We start from the raw sequence: 16,283 nt of genomic DNA on the forward strand, positions 1-16,283 counted from the left end.
AAACCTATGAGGCCACGGTTGAGGACGGGCCTTCCGGTCCCCTCCGCCCTACAGGAAAGGAGCACGTCACGTGCCTTCGTTTTCGAACACACTCGAGCAATCCATCCATGCGGCGCTGGCGCTGGCCAATGCGCGGCGCCATGAACTCGCAACCCTGGAGCATCTGCTGCTGGCCCTGATCGACGAACCCGAGGCCGCCAAGGTGATGCAGGCCTGTTCCGTCGATCTGGAAGAATTGCGTAAAACCCTGGTCGAATTCGTCGACGAGGAACTGTCGACGCTCGTGACCGACATCGAAGGGTCAGAGGCGGTGCCGACAGCCGCATTCCAGCGCGTGATCCAGCGCGCCGCGATCCATGTGCAAAGCTCGGGCCGGACCGAAGTGACCGGCGCGAACGTTCTGGTCGCGATCTTCGCCGAACGCGAATCGAACGCCGCCTATTTCCTGCAAGAACAGGACATGACCCGGTATGACGCGGTGAATTTCATCGCCCATGGCGTGGCCAAGGACCCGTCCTTCGGCGAATCGCGCACCGTGACCGGCGCGCCCGAATTCGACGAGGCCACCCAGGCCAATACCGCCGCAAGCGACGAGGCCGAGGCCCGGGAATCGGCGCTGTCGAAATATTGTGTGGACCTCAACGCCAAGGCCCGCGCGGGCGACGTCGACCCGCTGATCGGCCGCGATTCCGAGGTCGAGCGCTGCGTGCAGGTCCTGTGCCGGCGCCGCAAGAACAACCCGCTTCTGGTGGGGGATCCCGGCGTGGGCAAGACCGCCATCGCCGAGGGGCTGGCGCGCAAGATCGTCAGCGGCGAAACCCCCGAGGTTCTGGCCAAATCGACGATCTTTTCGCTCGACATGGGCGCGCTGCTGGCCGGCACCCGCTATCGCGGCGATTTCGAAGAGCGGCTGAAGGCCGTCGTGACCGAGTTGGAGGATCACCCCGACGCGATTCTGTTTATCGACGAGATTCACACCGTGATCGGCGCAGGTGCCACCAGCGGCGGGGCGATGGATGCCTCCAACCTGCTGAAACCCGCGCTGCAGGGCGGCAAGCTGCGCTGCATGGGGTCCACCACCTACAAGGAGTTCCGCCAGCATTTCGAGAAGGACCGCGCACTGTCGCGCCGGTTCCAGAAGATCGACGTGTCGGAACCCTCGGTGGATGATGCGGTGAAAATCCTTCAGGGGCTGAAGCCTTATTTCGAGGATCACCACCACATCAAATACACCTCGGACGCGATCAAGACCGCGGTGGAACTGTCGGCGCGCTATATCCACGACCGCAAACTGCCCGACAAGGCGATCGACGTGATCGACGAGGCCGGCGCCGCGCAGCATCTGGTCGCCGCCGGCAAGCGCCGCAAGACCATCGGCACCAAAGAGATCGAGGCCGTCGTGGCCAAGATCGCCCGGATCCCGCCCAAGAACGTCTCGAAGGACGATGCCGAGGTTCTGAAAGACCTCGAAGCGTCGCTCAAGCGGGTGGTGTTCGGTCAGGACAAGGCGATCGAGGCGCTGTCTTCGGCGATCAAACTGGCCCGTGCCGGTCTGCGTGAACCCGAAAAGCCAATCGGCAACTATCTGTTCGCCGGCCCCACCGGCGTCGGTAAGACCGAGGTCGCCAAACAGCTGGCCGATACGCTGGGCGTGGAACTGCTGCGGTTCGACATGTCGGAATACATGGAGAAACACGCCGTATCGCGCCTGATCGGCGCGCCGCCGGGCTATGTCGGCTTCGATCAGGGCGGCATGCTGACCGATGGCATCGACCAGCACCCGCATTGTGTGCTGCTGTTGGACGAAATCGAAAAGGCGCACCCGGATGTCTTCAACATCCTGTTGCAGGTGATGGACCACGGCAAGCTGACCGACCATAACGGCCGGGCGGTGGATTTCCGCAATGTGATCCTGATCATGACCTCAAACGCCGGTGCCGCCGAACAGGCCAAATCCGCCATCGGCTTCGGCCGCGACCGGCGCGAGGGCGAGGATACGGCGGCGATCGAGCGGACCTTCACGCCCGAATTCCGGAACCGTCTGGACGCGGTGATCAGCTTTGCACCGCTGCCCAAAGAGGTCATCATGCAGGTGGTCGAAAAGTTCGTGCTGCAACTGGAGGCCCAGTTGATGGACCGCAACGTGTCCATTGAACTGACCGAGCCCGCCGCCGCATGGCTGGCCGACAAGGGCTATGACGACAAGATGGGCGCCCGCCCGCTGGGCCGCGTGATTCAGGAGCATATCAAGAAGCCGCTGGCCGAAGAGTTGCTGTTTGGCAAGCTTGCCAAAGGCGGCGTGGTGAAGGTCGGTGTCAAGGACGGCGAAATCGATCTGCTGATCGAAGAGCCGACAAAGCGGCAGATTTCGACGAAAAAGCCGCCGCTTCTGACGGCCGAGTGATCCGCGCCACTGCGGTTCTGATCATCGCCCTCGCAGCGCCACATGCTGCGGGGGCGTTTTCGTTGGATCTGCCCATCGATTGCACGCCCGGTCACGATTGCCATATCCAGAACTATGTGGACCGCGATCCGGGGCCGGGGGTTGCGGATTTCGCCTGTGGGCGGCTCAGCTATGACGGTCACAAAGGCACCGATTTCGCCCTGCCCTCGCTGGCGGCGATGCGCGCGGGCATCGATGTTCTGGCCGCCGCCCCCGGCACCGTGGTCGCCACCCGCGACGGGATGCCCGATATCGCCGGCGCCGCGCCCGAACCGGACGGGCGCGATTGCGGCAATGGTGTGCTGATCCGCCATGGCGCTGGCTGGGAGACACAGTATTGCCACATGAAACAGGGCTCGGTCATCGCGACCAAGGGGCAGCGCGTCGCCACCGGCCAGGTGTTGGGCGAGGTCGGGCAAAGCGGGCGCAGCGAATTCCCGCATCTGCATCTGTCGGTGCGCCGCCACGGCGCGGTGGTCGATCCCTTCGCCACCGGCCCGGCTCCGTGTGACAAGACGCCCGAACACCTGTGGCAGACCGTGCCCGCCTATCGCCCCGGTGGCCTGATCGCGGCGGGGATCAGCAGCGAACTGCCGGACTATGACAGCATCAAGGCCGGACCGGACATGCCCGGCATCCTGCCGCGCGACGCCTCCGCGCTGGTGCTTTGGGGGTTTGCCTATGGCGGACGGCCGGGCGATGTGATGCGCCTGACCCTGACCGGCCCGCACGGTGCCATCGTCGCCCGCGACGCGGGCCTGACCCGCGCGCAGGCGCAGTTCTTTCGCGCAGCGGGCAAACCGGGGCGCGCGGACTGGCCGCCGGGCCTTTATCAGGGCACGGTGCAGATATTGCGCGACGGTGCTGTGCTGGACCGGCGCGGCGTTTCAATTCGCATCGGTGAATGATCAGCGTTCGGTCAGTTTCAGCTCGATCCGCCGGTTTTGCGCCCGGGCCGCATCGGTATCGGCGCGGTTGACCGGCTGATATTCCCCAAAACCCGTAGCGGCCAGCCGGTCGGGTGGAAAGCCCAACGCGTCGGTCATGAAGCGCACCACCGACAGCGCCCGGCCCTGGCTGAGCTCCCAGTTGTCGCGATACTGGCCGGTGCCCGACAGCGGAACGGTGTCGGTGTGGCCATCCACCCGGATGATCCAGTCGATTTCCGGCGGGATCTCGTCCGCAATATCGCGCAGGATCCCGACCACATTGGCAATCTGGGCGCGGCCCCCCGGCGACAACTCGGCCGAGGCGGGCTCGAACAACACCTCGGACGAGAACACGAAACGGTCGCCCACGATGCGCACACCCTCGCGCCCGGCCAGAACCTCGCGCAGCTTTCCGAAGAATTCGGAGCGGTAGTTTTCCAGCTTCCGCGCCTCGGATTTCAGCGCCTCGGCCTCGGCCTCCAGCCGCTTGCGCTCGGCCTCTTCCAACTCGGCGCGGGCCTTTTGCTCGCTTGCGACCTGCGCCAGCGCGGCATTGAGCTGACTGCCCAGCGCGTCCAGCTGCACCTTGGCATCGCTGTCGCGGTCGGCTGCGGCATCCAGCAATGCCTGGAGCGAACCCAGTTGCGACCGCAGCGCCGCAAGCTGCTGATTCAGCAAGGCGATCTTGCGCTGGCTCTCCTCGGATTTCGCCGTTTCCTGGGCCAGCGCCACGCGGGCGGTGGCCAGCAGGGCGGCGCGTTCCTCGGCGGCGGTCAACCGGTCCTCGGCCTGCTGCTCGGCGGCCAGCTTGGCCGCGAGTGCCGCGGCGAGCTGCTTTTCGATCGCGGCCTTGTCGCCCGAAATTCCGCGCAGCGCCGCCAGTTCGCGGGCCAGCGCATCGCGTTCGGCGCGGGCCGTATCCAGTTCGGCCGACAGGCTGTCGCGCCCTTCGGTCGCCTTGGCCAGTTCCTCCGACAACTCCTGCCGCGCCAGAAAGGCGGTGGCCAGCTTGACGTCCAGATCCTGTTTCACCGCATTGGCTGCAGCCAACAGGGTCAGGGTTTCCTCCGCGCGCTTGCGCTGCTCCTCCAGCGCCAGGGTCATCGCCGTCAACTCGTCCTCGGCGCCTTTCAGCTTGTCGCGCAGGGCCTGGGCTGCGGCGGCCTCGGCCAGTTTCGCGGTCTCTTCTTGCGAAAGCTGTTCTTCCAGCCCGCTCACCTGCGCGGTCAGGGCGGCATTGGTCGCGCCCGTTTCGTCGGCACGTTGGCGCAGATCGGCGATCAGCGCCTCCAGCGCCTCGCGCCGGGCGGCGGCCAGCCGGGCGGTTTCGGCCTGGGCGTCGACCTCGTCCCGGGCGCGGGCCAGCGCCAGTTGCAGCTGTTCCTGTTCGCTCAGCAGGCGCGTGCGTTCATCGTCCAGCGCGGCAAGCTGCTGTTCCAGCGCCGCCCCGGCGGCCTGTGCCTTGTCGCGCTGCGCCAGCAGGCTGGCCACCTGCGCCTCGAAACTGGTGATGCGGGCCTGCGCGCCCGCCAGATCGGCGGCCTGCGCGTCCAGCCGGGTGTTGAGCGAGGCGATCAGCGAGGCCTGCGCCGTGGCCTGCGCGCGGGCATCGTCAAGCTGCCCGCCAAGCGCGCCCACCTCGGTTTCCAGCTCGAAATTGCGCTGTTTCTGCAGGCCCAGCGCCTCGGCCAGCGCGGCCAGTTCGCTGTTCAGTTCGGTCAGTTCGCTGGCCTGCCCGCTGATGGTTTCGCGCAGCATGAACTGCACGATCATAAAGATCGACAGCACGAACATCAGCACCAGCAGCAGCGCCGTCATCGCATCCACGAAACCCGGCCAGATCGAGGCCTGAAAGCGCTGTCCGGTGCGGCGGGGCAGCGCCATGGCTAGCCCCCCGACCCGCTGGTCGCATCGCGGATCGCGCGGGTCAGCGTCGCCAGGTCACCGCGCAGATCGCTGAGCGTTTCCTGCCGCCCGGCCGAGATTTCCTCGAGGATCCGCAGCAGTTGCACGTCGATCGAGCGCAGGCGCATCCGGCTTTCGGCATCCACATGGGCGCCGCCCTCTTCGATCTGGGTTTCCAGCGCGGCGATCATCCGCTCCTGCCCCTCGGCAATCCGGGTCAGCGCCTGGGGCGCGCCGCTGTCTGACTCCAGCCGGGCGGTCAGCCGCTCGACCGCGTCGGCGACATGGCGCAGACGGTCATTCACCGCGTCGCGCCCGGCCTCGGAGCGGGTGAACACATCCTGCAATGCTTCAAGCTGTAGCGACATCTGCTCCAGCATCCCGGCGACAACGCCGGCTTCGCCGCCCTCGCCCTCGCCGCTGGAAAAGCCCAGCCGCGTGATGGTCGACAGCCATTCCTCCAACTCGCGGTAGAATCGGTTCTGACCGTGGCTTGCAAACAGTTCCAGCAAACCGACGACAAGCGATCCAGCCAGCCCCAACAGCGACGAGGAAAACGCCGTGCCCATGCCGCCAAGCTGGGCCTCAAGCCCGGTCATCAGGCGCGAAAACACCTCGACACCGCCCTCGCCTTCGCTGGGCGCGAGCGAGCGGATCGTGTCCACCACCGCCGGTACCGTCGTGGCCAGGCCATAGAACGTGCCCAGAAGGCCCAGGAAGATCAGCAGGTTGACGATATAGCGGGTGATGTCGCGGGCCTCTTCGATCCGCGTGGCAACGGATTCGAGGATCGAGCGCGCCGACGAGGCCCCGATCTGCATCCGTGTGCCGCGGGCCCGCAGCAGCGCCGCCAGCGGGGCCAGCAGGCGCGGGGCGCGCTTCAGTTCGTGGTCGGGTCTTTGCTGCGCGAATCCTTCGATCCAGTGGACCGACGTGATCAGCTGCACCACCTGCCAGAAACAGGCCAGCACGCCGACAAGGAACACCAGCAAAATGACCCCGTTCAGAAACGGGTTCGCCAGGAACACCGGCGCCACCCGCGGATAGGCCACATAGGCCCCGAAGGAAAACAGCCCCACCGCCACCAGCATCAGAAAGATCTGGCGCACGGGTTGCGAAAAATGCGGCTCGGCCTCGCGCTCGGTCATGTCCATTCGACGGGTCCTGACCCTGATTTCTTGGCAAAACTCTAGGGGATGCGCAATCCGGTCACAACACGCAATCGGGGGCGGCGGTCACGCTTGCGGCGAAGTGAGGATTTCGCGCACTCTTTGTGCAAGCCAGCTCAGTTCGGCATCGGCAATGCCCAGTTCGTCCAGATGCGCGGCGGTGTTGTACAGATAGTCGCGGTTCGGCCCACGCCCGCCGACGGCCCGTGCAATGATGCTGGCCTGTTCGTCCAGCGGCAGGCCGCCGCAATACTGCACATGATCGGAGTCGATCACATAGGCCAGCGCGGCAACGCGGGGCCCGTCGCGCAGCTCCAGCTCCAGCTCGGCCTCCAGATAGGCGGACGAGATCAGTTCGCGCTCGCGCAGATAGGCGACGGTTTCATCCTCGGCGCCGGGGGTCACGCGGAACGCAAGCCCCTGACAGGCCGCGCCATGGGCGGCATCCAGCGCCAGCACCAGCCCCGGTTCCGCAACCGTGCCGCGATGATGGATCGACCGCATGCAGAACGAGCGGTGATAGCCCGCCAGCCGGGCGATCCGCTGCTCGGCCACGGCAAAGCCGGGGTTCCACATCAGTGATCCATAACCAAACACCCAAAGTTCCGCGCGCGCCATCCGTCTGGCCCTCCTTGCTTTGCCCCTGTAAACACCAGCGGGCAGTCAGGGGAAAGGGCCCGAAGAAATGCGCAGGCTGGTCGTGTTGATCGTCGTGGCCGCCACGCTGTGGGGCGGATACTGGTTCATCGCCGCGCGGGCGCTGGATAACGGGCTGCGCGCCGGGATCGCGGCGCAACAGCAGGCGGGCTGGCGGATCGGGCACAGCGCGCTGCGGGTGCGCGGCTTTCCCAGCCGTCTGGACACCACGATCGAGGAGATCACCGTGGGCGATCCGGGCGGCACAGTGATCTGGCGCGCGCCCTTCGTGCAGATGCTGATGCTCAGCTACCGGCCCCATCATGTCATCGCCGTCTGGCCGCATGACCAGACCCTGATCACCCCGCTGGGCGCCTTCGCCATCGCCAGCACCGACATGCGCGCCAGCGTGACGTTTCAGGCCCGCACCGATCTGGCGCTGGACCATGTGACCACGGTGATCGACGGGCTGTCGGTGCTGTCGGATCGCGGCTGGCAGATCGACGCCGAAAACGCCCGGTTCGCCACGCGGCTGGTGCCGATGCAGCCCGACACGCACGAGTTGGGGCTGGAAATCACCGGGGCCACCCTGCCCGCCGCCCTGCTGGCGCAGATGGGCCTGTCGCCAACCGCCCCCCGGCAGATGGAAAAGCTGGGGCTGACCGCCGAGTTGGGGTTCGACCGCCCGCTGAACCGTTTCGTGCTTGGCGCTGCCGCGCCGCGCATCACGCGCCGGGTGCTGACCGGGGCGCACATCACCTGGGGCGGCCTGGTGGCCAATGGCACAGGCGCTGTCAGCGTCGATGCGCAAGGCCGGCCGAGCGGCGATATGACCCTGCACCTGACCGGCTGGCGGCAGGGACTGGAAACGGGTTTGATTCCCGCTCAGTGGCGACAGGTTCTGACCTTGCTGGGCGGGGCGGACGGGACGCTGGAACTGCCGCTGTCATTCCGCGAGGGGCAGATATTTTCCGGCGCGGTGCCGGTCGGCCCGGCACCGATGCTGCGCCTGCCCTAGCGGCAATAGGGGCCAGAGCGATAGCGGGCGGTATCCAGGTGAAAATGATTCTGGTGATACTTGTCGGATTTCGGCCCCAGAACGGTGCCGAACGGGCCGCAGGCTTTTTCGTGCATCCGGCGCAGCAGCTTGCCCTCGGCGCCCCGGCCCCAATCGTCAAGCACCACCAGCGAACTGCCGTTGCTCAGATTGATCGCCGCGATATCCACTGCCTTGCCGCGCCCGTGTTCGGAAATCTTCGCGCCGGGGCGGTTGTTGCGGGTGCGGCAGGAATAATGCGCAATGACCTGCAGCGATTCAACCCCACCGCCCAGCCGCCCGACCGTCGGTTTCACGCCCTTGTTGACCCAGCGTTTCAGCGCCTTGGCCGTATCGCAATCCATCGTCGCCGGCTGGCTTAACGCCACCCCGTCGACTGCGGTCACGCGCACCGGTTTTGAAACGCCACAGCCCTTGATCTTGCCGGGGATCGGGGCCAGCGCCGCGCCCCGGATGGATTTGTCGCCGCAGACCGCACCTTGTGCGGCCGACAGGACCCGTGCCGGCTGGCTGCTGACCGCAGCGGCCCTTTGCGGCACCACAGAGGGGCGCGCGCGGGGCGGAAGCGAGCGCGCGGTCGGGACCTGCGTCATGCTGCTGGCCCGTACGGCGGCCTGCCCCCCAGGCGGCGCGAAAGACGGGCGCGGGCGCGGGCGCACCGTATCGACCGACGGCCCGAAGACCGGCAGCCGCTTGGGCAGATAGCGGACCGGCGCCGCAACATCCGGGCGCAATCGCGGCAGGGGCGAACGGTCAATCCCGGCCACGGCCTGTTGGCCCGCCATCAACGCGACCAGCACGCAAAGGGCGGCCCGGCGCCTCATGCGCCGGACTTGTGCGCCCGGCCGAAATCCGGCTCGGCCGTGTCCTGCCCCGCCTCGATGATGCCGCGACGGATCGCGCGGGTGCGGGTAAAATAATCGAACAGATGATCGCCGTCGCCAGTGCGGATCGCACGTTGCAGCGCAAACAACTCTTCGGTGAAGCGGCCCAGGATTTCCAGCGTCGCCTCTTTGTTGTTCAGAAACACGTCGCGCCACATGGTGGGATCCGAGGCGGCGATCCGGGTGAAATCCCGGAAACCGGCGGCGGAATACTTGATCACCTCGCTATCGGTCACGCGGCGCAGATCATCGGCCACACCGACCATCGTATAGGCGATCAGATGCGGCGCATGGCTGGTCACCGCCAGAACCAGATCGTGGTGGTCTGCCTCCATCTCGTCGACATGGGCGCCCAGGCCTTCCCACAGCGCGCGCAGTTTCGCGGTGGCCGCGGGATCGGTGCCCTCGACCGGGACCAGCAGGCACCAGCGATTGTCGAACAGTTCGGCAAAACCCGCGCGGGGACCGGAATGCTCGGTCCCGGCCAGCGGGTGGCCGGCGATGAAATGCACGCCCTCGGGCACATGCGGCGCGACCGCATCGATCACCGCGCGCTTGACCGACCCCACATCGGTCAGCGTGGCGCCGGGTTTCAGATGCGGACCGATCTCGGCCGCGACGGCGCCCATCGCGCCGACCGGCACCGCCAGAACCACCAGATCGGCGTCCTGCACCGCCTCGGCCGCCGTATCGACCACCCGGTCGCACAGCCCGATCGCGCGCGCGGTGGCGCGGGTTTCGGCGCTGCGGGCGGTGCCCACGATTTCACCGGCCAGCCCGGCGCGGCGCATCGCATGGGCCATCGACCCCGCGATCAGCCCCAGCCCGATCAGCGCCACCCGATCATAGATCACGCTCATGCCACCGGCCCCTTGAAGGCGCGCACCGCATGGGCCACGCGGCGGCACGACGCTTCGTCGCCCACAGTGATCCGCAGGCAATGCGGCAGATGATACCCCCCGACCCGGCGCACCAGAATGCCCTGGGTCTTGAGGTATTCATCACAGGCTTCGGCCTCGGCCTGCGACGCGAAGCGGGCCAGGATGAAATTCGCGGTCGAAGTATCCGAAGGCACGCCGATTTCGGCCAGCGCCTCGGCCAGCCAGGCGCGCAGCCGGGTGTTGTCGGCGCGGCATTTCTCGACATATTCGACATCGCGCACCGCGGCCTCGGCGGTGGCAAGCTGGGTCTGCGACAGGTTGAACGGCTGGCGCAGCCGGTTCAGCACCTCGATGATCGGCTTGGGGGCATAGCCCCACCCCACACGCAACCCGCCCAGCCCGTAAATTTTGGAAAAGGTCCGGGTCATGACCACGTTTTCGCGCGACTCGACCAGCCCCGCGCCACCGTCATAGCCTTCGACGAATTCGGCATAGGCCCCGTCAAGCACCAGGATCGCGCCGCGCGGCAGGCCATCGGCCAGGCGCGCCACCTCGTTCCCGCCGATCATGGTGCCGGTCGGGTTGCCCGGATTGGCGATGAAAACAAGCTTGGTGCGGTCGGTGCAGGCGGCCAGAATGGCGTCCACATCCACCGTGCGCTCGCGTTCGGGCACCATGACCGGCGTGGCGCCGACCGCGTGGGCCAGAATCGGATACATCGAAAACCCGTGCTCGGTGTGGATCACCTCGTCACCCGGCCCGGCATAGGCCTGCGCCACGAATTGCAGCACCTCGTCTGACCCGACGCCACAGATGATACGGTCAGCGTCGAGGTCATGCACCTCGGCGATTGCCGCGCGCAGTGCCGCATGATCGGTGACCGGGTAGCGGTGCAGCTGATGCACCGTCCGCGCGAAGGCCTCTTTGGCCTTGTCGGACGGGCCGGACTGATTTTCGTTCGACGACAGCTTCACCACATCCGCCACGCCCTCGATATGGGATTGCCCGCCCTGATAGAGCGCAATCTCCATGATGCCGGGTTGGGGGCGGATGTCTGTCATGGTCTTCTCCTGTCTCGCAGGGTTCTAGCCCCGGTGCCGGGCCAAGGCCAGATGGAAACACCGCCCGGTCAGGAATACCTTAGTATTTCCTGCCACAAACCGCAGGCTGCGGGTATCCGAGCCATCGGTGCGCTGCAAGTGACGCTTGCGAAATGGAGGATAACCAACCTTTTCCACCTCGCGCCATGCACGCAACGAAAAAAGAAAACCCGCCTCGACGGGCGGGTTTTCCAGACGGTCCGTGGTGCGGCGAAGATCAGTTCTTTGCGTAGAATTCGACCACCAGGTTCGGTTCCATCATCACCGGATAAGGCACATCGGCCAGCAGCGGCGTGCGGGTGAAGGTGGCGGTCAGCTTGGAGTGGTCGACCTCCAGGTAATCGGGCACATCGCGCTCGGCCAGTTGCACGGCTTCCAGAACCAGCGCCATCTGCTTGGAACGGTCGCGCACTTCGATCAGGTCGCCCTCTTTCACGCGGTAGGAGGGGATGTTGACCTTCTGGCCGTTCACGGTGACGTGGCCGTGGTTCACGAACTGACGGGCGGCAAAGATGGTCGGCACGAACTTGGCGCGGTAAACCACGGCGTCCAGGCGGCGCTCCAGCAGACCGATGAGGTTCTCACCGGTGTCGCCCTTCACACGCTCGGCTTCGGCGTAAACGCGGCGGAACTGCTTTTCGGTGATGTCACCGTAATACCCCTTCAGCTTTTGCTTGGCGCGCAGCTGAATACCGAAATCGGACAGTTTGCCCTTGCGGCGCTGGCCGTGCTGGCCGGGGCCGTATTCGCGGCGGTTGACCGGGGATTTCGGACGGCCCCAGATGTTTTCACCCATCCGGCGGTCAATTTTATGCTTGGCAGACGTGCGTTTGGTCACGGCTGATCTCCTTCGTTAGCGCGACGCCCCAGGGGCGTCTATGAAGGGCGTTGTCCTTTCCCTGACGGGAGACAGGCATTCCCTTGCGGGGGCCACCAACACCAATGAATAGCCCGGCCACGGGGGCCGGAATGGCGGGCTTATACAGCCGCGCGGGGTGGTGTCAATGCCGCAGCCCGCCTTCGTGCTGCAAAATCGCAGCTTCGGAATGGCTCAGATTGCGCCGGGCGAAATCGCCATAGGAGAACGGATCGTCCGCGATGCCGGGGAACTGCGCCTGCAGCCGCGCCCGCTGATCCGGGTCGACCGTATCCAGCGAGGTATTGCCGGGGTGGAAGCTTTCGGTTTCCAGCCCGTTGGCCCAGACCACCTGATGCCGGGCCAGCATGATATGGAAATAGGTCACCTCGCGCAGCTGGTGGTCGGTGACGACGGTGCGATCGTTGATCAGATCCTCGGCCGCGACCAGAACCTCCGGGGTCTGAAACAGCATCTCGGCGGCACGCCCCCGGACCAGCACGCGGTGCTGCGGTGACACGATCAGATCACCGTCGGGCCGGTCCAGCCCCAGCGCGCCGGCGCGGATCCGCACCGGCCGCAGATGTGGCATCGCATACAGCCGCGCGCCGGACATGCGGCGCCGGCCGGTCCACAGCACCTCCTGCACACCGTCATCCTTGGTGTGCAGCTTGTCGCCCTCGTGCAGATCCTCGACCCGTCGCTGACCCTCGGGCGTGTCGATCAGCGTGCCCTGGGCAAAGCAGATCACGCCGGCGGGCCCGTCGGGATAGCTTTTGACGGACGGCGCGTCGGCCAGTTCGCGCACGACCCACATCTCTGCCCCTTCGGGGGGCAACTCGTCCATGAACATCAAAAGCGGCGACCGGCCCGGCCCGGCGGAAATCTCGGTCGCGGTATAGGTGTCAACGCCGTCGGTCACCACGAAGCCGCGGTCCAGAAGCGGACCCGCGGGCGCGTCATCGATGGTCTTGACGGGATCCAGCGCAGCGCCCACCAACCGGTGAACCGTCCGCGCCGCCCGTTTGCGAAGATCTGCCTCCCCCTCCGCGCCATCCAAAAGCAGAAGATCCGCGGGTCCGTCCACCCGCATCGCCTGGCCCACCCGGCACCACGACGACCCAACCGTCAGCGCCGCCACAGGTGCCGCCAGCACCCCATCCACTTCTGTCTGCGACCAGGGAATGACAAACGTGCCGCGAAAGCCCGTTTTCATACCTGATGCCTGCCTCGATATCTTTTATTATTGACGACAGGTTAGCACGTTTTCTTAATTCTGAAAAGCCGGGTTTGCAGCCGTGCCGTCAGAATTCGAGCCGCACGTTCAGCGACCCCAGCAACTGGCCCTCGCGCTGGGCCTCGAATTCCTCGCCCAGCCAGGTCAGGCCGTAATACATGCCCAGCCGCTGCCCCTGCCAGTTCATCCCGGCGCGCAGCCTTGTGCGGGCATCGGTCAACTCATACCCATCCGAAGACGGCAGGTAATGGCTGTCGGACACGAACGCGACGTCGCCGCCGACCACGAAACCCACCCCCGGACCGCCGGTATGGGTCGTGTTGTACAGATGCCCGGTGGTGGAGTCGCGCACCATCAGGTCGCCCTGCCCGAAACTGCCGAAGACCAGATCGCCGCCGACGCGCAGCAATGTCTCGGCCCCGGCCTGCGCCTCGACAAAGGGGCGCGCCTCGACCAGCGCGGATACCTGATACGGCAGGGTCGCGGCGCCCAGAACGGTGGGATAAATCGCATTGCCGATCTGATTGTCGGTCGCGGGCTTGGGGTCGGTCCCGTCCAGCCAGTCATGCGCCCAGTCCTGAAACGAGGCGATGCCGGTCTGCGATCCGGTCACGACCATATCGGCGCCAAGCGAATACGCCACCGGCCCGCGCGCGAAATGGGTGTGCAGCCCGACGGACAGAACACCCGCATAGCGCCGATCACCGGGGGCCGGGTTGGACAGATTGGCCGGGGCGATGATCTGTGCCTGCATCCGCAATTCGCGGATTTCGCCAAAGTCCGACGGCAGCCCGCCGGACCAGCCCGGCCCGGTGACACGGCTGATCGTATAGCTGCCCGAACGCCAGCGGTCTTCGCCATCGCCCAGAAAATCGTTGTTGAACATGGTGCCGTAGCCCAGCACCTCGCGCTCTTGCGCCTGCACACCTGCGGCGGGAAGCAACGCCAGAACCAGCGCCGCCTGAATGGCCATTTTCATGCCGAACCCTCAATCCGAATTATTATTATCCTGCTCGTTGGCGCCAAGAATAACGCCTGCGACGATTTGCGCCAAGTGCAGGACTGCAACAATCGGCCGACGCGGCAAATCGGACACGGTTCGTGCGAAACGACGCCCCCCCGCGCCGCATCAAGGATGCTTGACCGCCCCCGGGGTTTTGATACTGAGGGGCCGGACGGGCCTGTAGCTCAATTGGTTAGAGCAGAGCGCTCATAACGCTTTGGTTGGGGGTTCGAGTCCCTCCGGGCCTACCACGCCGTCCTTGTCGCGATTTCGCAGGGTAGGTGCGGGCAGTGGGTTGGCCCCCGTCCTACGCCCGTTTAAATCGCATCAGTCATCCATCTTCAACGCATTGATGAACGCCTGCTGCGGGATCTCCACCTTGCCGAACTGGCGCATCTTCTTCTTGCCCGCCTTCTGCTTTTCCAACAGCTTTTTCTTCCGCGTGGCGTCGCCGCCGTAGCATTTCGCGGTCACGTCCTTGCGCATCGCCGACAGCGTTTCGCGCGCGATGACGCGGCCGCCGATGGCCGCCTGGATCGGGATCTTGAACATGTGGCGCGGGATCAGCTCTTTCAGCTTCTCGACCATCGCCCGGCCGCGCGCCTCGGCCCGATCGCGGTGCACCATGGTCGACAGCGCGTCCACGGGCTCGTCATTCACCAGCACCTGCATCTTGACCAGGAAATCCTCGTGGTAGCCGATCATCTGATAGTCGAAGCTGGCATAGCCCTTGGTCACCGATTTCAGCCGGTCGTAGAAATCGAACACCACCTCGTTCAGCGGCAGATCATAGACCACCATCGCCCGGGTGCCGGCATAGGTCAGGTCCATCTGCACACCGCGCCGGTCCTGACACAGCTTCAGCACGTCGCCCAGATATTCGTCGGGCACCAGGATGGTCGCCTTGATGCGCGGTTCCTCGATATGATCGACGGTGGCCATGTCGGGCATATCGGCGGGGTTGTGCAGTTCGATCATCGTGCCGTCGCGCAGATAGACGTGATAGATCACGCTGGGCGCGGTGGTGATCAGGTCGATGTCATATTCACGCTCCAGCCGGTCGCGGATCACCTCGAGGTGCAGCAGCCCAAGAAAACCGCAGCGAAAGCCAAAGCCGAGCGCGGCCGAGGTTTCCATCTCGTAACTGAACGAGGCGTCGTTCAGGGCCAGCTTTTCGATCGCTTCGCGCAGGTCTTCGAATTCGGCGGCATCGACCGGGAACAGACCGCAGAACACCACCGGCTGCGCCGGTTTGAAGCCCGGCAGGGCGGCGGCGCAGGGTTTCTTTTCATGGGTGATCGTGTCGCCGACGCGGGTGTCGCGCACCTGTTTGATCGAAGCGGTCAGAAAGCCGATCTCGCCCGGACCCAGTTCAGAGATATTCTCCATCTTGGGCCGGAAGACGCCCAGACGCTCTACCGGATAGGCACCGCCGGTGCGCATCATCTTGATCTTGTCGCCCTTCCTGATCATCCCGTCGATGACGCGGATGATGACGACCACGCCCAGATAGGCGTCGTAATAGCTGTCGACCAGCATCGCCTTCAACGGCGCGTCGCGGTCCCCCTTGGGCGCCGGCAGACGGGTCACGATGGCCTCCAGCACCTCGGGGATGCCGATGCCGGTCTTGGCGCTGATCTGCACGGCATCAGAGGCGTCGATCCCGATCACATCCTCGATCTGTTCGGCCACGCGGTCGCAATCGGCCGCCGGCAGGTCGATCTTGTTCAGAACCGGCACGATCTCATGATCCGCGTCGATCGCCTGATAGACGTTGGCCAGCGTCTGCGCCTCGACCCCTTGGGTCGCGTCCACCACCAGCAGCGACCCCTCGACCGCGCGCATCGAGCGGCTGACCTCATAGGCAAAGTCCACATGGCCCGGCGTATCGATCAGGTTCAGGATATAGGTCTGACCGTCCTTGGCGGGATATTCGATCCGCACGGTGTTGGCCTTGATCGTGATGCCGCGCTCGCGCTCGATATCCATGTTATCGAGCAGCTGCGCCTTCATATCGCGCGCGGCCACCGTGCCGGTCAACTGGATCAGCCGGTCGGCAAGCGTGGATTTACCGTGGTCGATATGCGCCACGATGGAGAAATTGCGGATGTTTTCAAGCTCGGTCATGATCCGAGCGATATGCGGTGGATTCGGGGGCTGGTCAATGGGGATTGCGCGGCGAT

Annotated in this window: 13 protein-coding genes and 1 tRNA gene; 4 read left to right on the forward strand and 10 right to left on the reverse strand. The window is 65.5% G+C overall.

Features of this window, described 5'->3' with window-relative positions; genetic code table 11:
• The first annotated feature begins 70 nt into the window (after positions 1-70).
• Together clpA and ACSR1C_RS09425 are read left to right on the forward strand one after the other, a co-directional pair.
• Positions 71-2,404: an ATP-dependent Clp protease ATP-binding subunit ClpA gene (clpA, locus tag ACSR1C_RS09420; RefSeq protein ID WP_460259127.1), complete on the forward strand. Its 2,334-nt coding sequence runs from the start codon at positions 71-73 to the stop codon at positions 2,402-2,404.
• Positions 2,401-3,351 (forward strand): M23 family metallopeptidase, encoded by a 951-nt coding sequence (locus tag ACSR1C_RS09425; protein WP_460259126.1) that lies wholly within the window; start codon positions 2,401-2,403, stop codon positions 3,349-3,351. Before clpA ends, ACSR1C_RS09425 begins: the two co-directional genes overlap by 4 nt.
• On the opposite strand, the gene ACSR1C_RS09430 is transcribed toward ACSR1C_RS09425, so the two are convergent.
• The 3 genes from ACSR1C_RS09430 to ACSR1C_RS09440 all read right to left on the reverse strand — a co-directional run bounded on the left by ACSR1C_RS09430 (position 3,352) and on the right by ACSR1C_RS09440 (position 7,064).
• Positions 3,352-5,256, reverse strand: coding sequence for a peptidoglycan -binding protein (locus ACSR1C_RS09430; RefSeq protein WP_460259125.1), 1,905 nt, complete (start codon positions 5,254-5,256; stop codon positions 3,352-3,354).
• Positions 5,257-5,258: 2 nt separating this feature from the next.
• A complete protein-coding gene (locus tag ACSR1C_RS09435) occupies positions 5,259-6,431 on the reverse strand; it encodes a biopolymer transporter ExbB (RefSeq protein WP_460259124.1) in 1,173 nt (390 codons plus the stop codon).
• A gap of 81 nt (positions 6,432-6,512) precedes the next feature.
• Positions 6,513-7,064: a gamma-glutamylcyclotransferase gene (locus ACSR1C_RS09440; protein ID WP_460259123.1), complete on the reverse strand. Its 552-nt coding sequence runs from the start codon at positions 7,062-7,064 to the stop codon at positions 6,513-6,515.
• Between the two features lie 67 nt (positions 7,065-7,131).
• Between ACSR1C_RS09440 and ACSR1C_RS09445 the strand changes: the two genes are divergently transcribed.
• A complete protein-coding gene (locus tag ACSR1C_RS09445) occupies positions 7,132-8,100 on the forward strand; it encodes a DUF2125 domain-containing protein (protein ID WP_460259122.1) in 969 nt (322 codons plus the stop codon).
• On the opposite strand, the gene ACSR1C_RS09450 is transcribed toward ACSR1C_RS09445, so the two are convergent.
• From ACSR1C_RS09450 to ACSR1C_RS09475, 6 genes are all read right to left on the reverse strand, one after another.
• On the reverse strand, positions 8,097-8,963 hold the full coding sequence (locus ACSR1C_RS09450; protein WP_460259121.1) for an extensin-like domain-containing protein: 867 nt from the start codon (positions 8,961-8,963) through the stop codon (positions 8,097-8,099). The genes ACSR1C_RS09445 and ACSR1C_RS09450 overlap by 4 nt on opposite strands.
• On the reverse strand, positions 8,960-9,883 hold the full coding sequence (locus ACSR1C_RS09455) for a prephenate/arogenate dehydrogenase family protein (protein ID WP_460259120.1): 924 nt from the start codon (positions 9,881-9,883) through the stop codon (positions 8,960-8,962). The genes ACSR1C_RS09450 and ACSR1C_RS09455 overlap by 4 nt, the downstream gene beginning before the upstream one ends.
• Positions 9,880-10,965: a histidinol-phosphate transaminase gene (hisC, locus tag ACSR1C_RS09460; RefSeq protein ID WP_460259119.1), complete on the reverse strand. Its 1,086-nt coding sequence runs from the start codon at positions 10,963-10,965 to the stop codon at positions 9,880-9,882. Before hisC ends, ACSR1C_RS09455 begins: the two co-directional genes overlap by 4 nt.
• A 256-nt stretch (positions 10,966-11,221) precedes the next feature.
• Positions 11,222-11,842, reverse strand: coding sequence for a 30S ribosomal protein S4 (rpsD, locus tag ACSR1C_RS09465; RefSeq protein WP_460259118.1), 621 nt, complete (start codon positions 11,840-11,842; stop codon positions 11,222-11,224).
• A gap of 163 nt (positions 11,843-12,005) precedes the next feature.
• Entirely contained in the window at positions 12,006-13,076 is a 1,071-nt protein-coding gene (locus ACSR1C_RS09470) for a Hint domain-containing protein (protein ID WP_460259117.1), read from the reverse strand.
• A gap of 88 nt (positions 13,077-13,164) precedes the next feature.
• Positions 13,165-14,076 (reverse strand): lipid A-modifier LpxR family protein, encoded by a 912-nt coding sequence (locus ACSR1C_RS09475; RefSeq protein WP_460259116.1) that lies wholly within the window; start codon positions 14,074-14,076, stop codon positions 13,165-13,167.
• A gap of 198 nt (positions 14,077-14,274) precedes the next feature.
• On the opposite strand from ACSR1C_RS09475, the gene ACSR1C_RS09480 reads away from it, so the two are divergent.
• Positions 14,275-14,351 (forward strand) — tRNA-Ile (locus ACSR1C_RS09480).
• A gap of 76 nt (positions 14,352-14,427) precedes the next feature.
• Here the strand turns inward: ACSR1C_RS09480 and lepA are convergent.
• Positions 14,428-16,227 (reverse strand): translation elongation factor 4, encoded by a 1,800-nt coding sequence (gene lepA, locus ACSR1C_RS09485; RefSeq protein ID WP_460259115.1) that lies wholly within the window; start codon positions 16,225-16,227, stop codon positions 14,428-14,430.
• Between the last annotated feature and the right edge of the window lie 56 nt (positions 16,228-16,283).

The sequence above is a fragment of the Actibacterium sp. D185-2 genome, assembly GCF_054954595.1.